This window comes from Nostoc sp. DedQUE05, assembly GCF_034530955.1.
Classification (GTDB): domain Bacteria; phylum Cyanobacteriota; class Cyanobacteriia; order Cyanobacteriales; family Nostocaceae; genus Nostoc.
In genome coordinates this window covers 1-3,200 of the sequence record NZ_JAVRCB010000024.1, presented here as the reverse complement: position 1 = coordinate 3,200, position 3,200 = coordinate 1, and the positions used below count along the sequence as shown (strand labels likewise).

The 3,200-nt window shown below is 36.4% G+C and carries 1 protein-coding gene and 2 pseudogenes; 2 read left to right on the top strand and 1 reads right to left on the bottom strand.

Features of this window, described 5'->3' with window-relative positions; all coding sequences use genetic code 11:
- Positions 1-113: 113 nt before the first annotated feature.
- Both RMZ42_RS18585 and RMZ42_RS18580 read left to right on the top strand, forming a co-directional pair.
- Positions 114-401, top strand: a pseudogene (locus tag RMZ42_RS18585) (pyrroline-5-carboxylate reductase family protein); the annotation flags it as partial.
- A 104-nt stretch (positions 402-505) separates the two neighbouring features.
- Positions 506-2,515: an ABC transporter ATP-binding protein/permease gene (locus tag RMZ42_RS18580; protein ID WP_322672773.1), complete on the top strand. Its 2,010-nt coding sequence runs from the start codon at positions 506-508 to the stop codon at positions 2,513-2,515.
- Positions 2,516-2,738: 223 nt separating this feature from the next.
- Here the strand turns inward: RMZ42_RS18580 and RMZ42_RS18575 are convergent.
- Positions 2,739-2,960: pseudogene (locus RMZ42_RS18575) on the bottom strand (transposase); the annotation flags it as partial.
- Positions 2,961-3,200: the final 240 nt, after the last annotated feature.

The following is a 3,200-nucleotide window of genomic DNA, read 5'->3' as shown; positions in this document are numbered from 1 at the left end:
ACCACGCAGTAGGGGCGCAAGACCTTGCGCCCCTACGACAGATGTGGTTCACTTGAATTCTGCTGTAACTATTGAAAGCTTGTATTGAGCAAGCACAAGAAGTTACGAATGATAGTGATTCTAGAAAAAACATTGCTTGGGAAAAACTAATTAGTCGTTCATACACACTAGAAGAAATTAATCAAGCCCAAGAACCAACATTGCACGCGATCGCTGGTAGTGTAGAACTAATATTTCAGACTCATGAACATCCAGCAGTCTTACGAAACAAAGTCACGAGTCCTGGAGGAATAACGGCAGCTGGTCTTTACGAGTTAGAAAAAGGTGGTATGAGTACTGTTATCTCTAATGTAGTGCTTACTGCTTTGAACCACACTCAACAATTAGGTCACATGAGTTGAAAAATTAATAGGAAGTGCGATTTATATTAGTAATTATTACTAGTTATTCAACACAAAAAAGTCTTCAATATCATTCTAAAAAAAAGTCAATTTATTTCTAAAATATGCCAACCCAAGTTATTCAAGCTCAACCTTCAACAAATGCTTTTTCAGGTTTTATTCAATTTTGGAAAGACGTAAAAGCGGTCGCCCAACCTTACTGGTATCCAAACGACTCAGGAGACAGGGCATTCTCAGACGTGATTCGCTCATGGGGAATGCTCTTTCTTTTGATCTTATTAATAATTGCACTTGTAAGTGCAAATCTTTTTAATAGCTTTATTACTCGCTATTTACTAGATATCATAATTGAAGAGAAGAATCCTTCTAAGTTTTCTGATACTTTAGTGCTTTTCGGTTCAGCTTTGGTATTAGTAACCCTCTTGGCAGGGTTCTCAAAACTTCTGAGAAAAAAAATTGCTCTAGATTGGTATCAATGGCTAAATAGTAAGATTTTATCAAAATATTTAAACAGTCGAGCTTATTACAAAATTAACTTTCAATCTAATATTGATAATCCAGATCAACGTTTATCTCAAGAAATCGAACCCATTGCTAGCAATGCTTTAAGTCTTTCAGCTAATCTACTGGAAAAAATCCTGGAGATGGCAGGTTTTTTGATAATTCTTTGGTCAATCTCTCAGTCTGTTGCGCTGATTTTAGTTACTTATACGGTTATAGGCAATTTGATTGCTGTTTACTTGACCCAAGAATTAAATAAAATTAATCGAGAAGAACTAGAGGCAAAAGCTGACTATACCTATTGTTTGACTCATTTCCGCACTCATGCTGAATCAGTAGCTTTCTTTCGAGGAGAGAAGCAAGAATCAAATATTATTGACCGCAGATTTAGTAATTTGATAAAAAATGCTAAACGCAAAATTGATTGGGAGAAGAACAATGAGATTTTTAATAGAGGTTATCAGGCTGTAATTCAAATATTTCCATATATAGTATTTGGTCCTTTACAGATTAAAGGTGAAATTGATTTTGGAGAAATTAGCCAAGCGTCTATATGTTGCTATTTTTTTGCTAATGCTTTAGGAGATTTAATCAATGAATTTGGGAACTCTGGGAGATTTTCTAGCTATGTTGAGAGATTATCTGAGTTTTCAGATGCTTTAAAATCAGTAACTAAACAACCGGAAAATGTCAGTACTATTAAAACAATAGAAGAAAATCATCTTGCTTTTGAGAGTGTCACTTTACAAACGCCCAACTATGAGCAGGTAATTGTTGAAAATTTATCACTATCTGTTCAACCAGGAGAAGGTTTATTGATTGTTGGGCCGAGTGGTCGAGGTAAAAGTTCTCTATTGAGAGCGATCGCCGGTTTGTGGAATGCGGGGACTGGTCGTCTGGTGCGACCTCCATTAGAAGAAGTTTTATTTTTACCTCAACGCCCTTATATAATCTTGGGGACTTTGCGTGAACAGTTGCTTTATCCTAATACAAATCGTCAAATAACCGATGCAGAACTCAAAGACTTTTTACAACAAGTTAATCTGCAAAACTTACTAAGTCGAGTTGATGGCTTCGATACAGAAGTTCCTTGGGAGAATATATTATCAGTGGGGGAACAACAACGCCTTGCCTTTGCACGACTGCTAGTTACTCGTCCCAGCTTTACTATATTAGATGAAGCAACTAGTGCTTTGGATTTGAAAAATGAAGGAAGTCTATATCAACAGTTACAAGAGACGAAAACAACGTTTATTAGTGTTGGGCATAGGGAAAGTCTATTTGATTATCATCAATGGGTTTTAGAACTTTCACAAGATTCTAGTTGGCAACTTGTGACCGTGCAAGATTATCGAAATCAAAATACAAGCACTACTAAAACTACCGGAAATACTCCACTCAAAATAGATAGTTTTTTTAAAGATAAATTCCAAACCAAATTAGAGAACAGTACAGGCGAAGGGCTTTCCCATAAGGAAATGAATGCACTAACATCCTATTCCCTTAGCACTATTAGAAGTAAGGCAAGCAAAGGAGAGTTTATCACTACTAATGACGGCTTGATCTATCGCTACAACAAAGACCCTAAAGTATTGAAATGGGTTATGGATTAGCCCTCACTCATACTTTTTAGAACTCCCAACTAAAGGGTAAGAAAGCCGAAACAGCCCAAACCACATAAAACGAAGTTGCAGCCATTATCCAACAGTACGAATTGTCCTGGGAACATTGCACAACTTTAGATCAGTTATATCATGTTCGGTAAATCACTTACGATTAAGCTCCGATTTTAATCCACCAGTGAAAACCCGTTAACCCTTGAATCATATCTTGCTGTTAAAGTAAATATTGACAGCGATGAAATAAAACTTCTTCCAAATCATTTAGGGTGCCAAACGATTGATTGACAATTGGTTCGTCAACCAAAGTCCACAATCTTTCAGCAGGTTGTAATTCAGGTGAATGAGAGGGCAAAAATGTTAAATGTAACCCTTCAGGAATTTTTAAATTATGGCTAATATGCCAGCCAGCACGGTCAACAGCTAGAAGAATGTGTTTTTTAGTAAGTAAGTTAATCGTCATTCATTTTTCCAGACTGATTCCCTGGTAGTAAGGGCTACTCTACGGGTTCTGCAAAGCAGTACAGCCCTAGTTTTATACCACTGAAATGCTCATTAGCTTAATTGCGATCGCATCTTTGTCGCACAGCAGAACTTTCCAAAATAATTTTGAATTTATGAAATTAGGACTTACGCATTGACAGAATCATGATTATGTATATTAAAGTCCAACTTCTGT